Source organism: Cellulomonas sp. P4_H12 (assembly GCF_056400905.1).
Genome location: NZ_JBFUKJ010000138.1, coordinates 1 through 538 on the forward strand (window position 1 = coordinate 1; position 538 = coordinate 538).

Here is a 538-nt window from a genome sequence, read left to right on the forward strand (position 1 = left end):
CGGCTACCGGACCCCAGACCGACCGGACCATCGCGGCGTGGACATCGCCGCGGACACCGGCACTCCGATCTACGCACCCACCGACGGCACCATCGCGCACGTCGGGATCAACGACGACCCGCAGGGCTACGGGTCCTGGCTCGTCATCGATTCGCAGAACGAATGCGGGTTGGACTTCACGTTCGGACACACGCCCCCGTCATCCTTCGTCAACCCGGACACCGGGCGGCAGTGGCGGTTCGGGGACATAGTGCACGCGGGTCAGAAGATCGCCGTGGTCGGCAACGAGGGCGGCTCGAGCGGACCGCACCTGCACTTCGAGACCTTCGGCGCGCCCGGTCGATTCGGGGGGCCGGACCTCGATCCCAATGTGATGTGGCTGCGCGATGCGGTCGACCCGCGCGGGGTCACGACGGGCGACGGGCAGGGCTCGCTGGTCGGCAAGCTGCTGGTGGACTTCTCGGCCGGTGTCCCGACCGCGCAGCAGATCCAGTCGAGCGGATTCGTCGGCGCAATCCGCTACATCTCGGATCCGCGC

General features: G+C 68.8%; 1 protein-coding gene. It reads left to right on the forward strand.

Translation table 11 applies throughout. From position 1 onward, the window contains the following. Positions 1 to 37: 37 nt before the first annotated feature. Positions 38 to 538, forward strand: a 501-nt coding sequence (locus AC1DQC_RS20200; RefSeq protein WP_477053006.1) for a M23 family metallopeptidase, incomplete at its 3' end; no start/stop codon positions are given.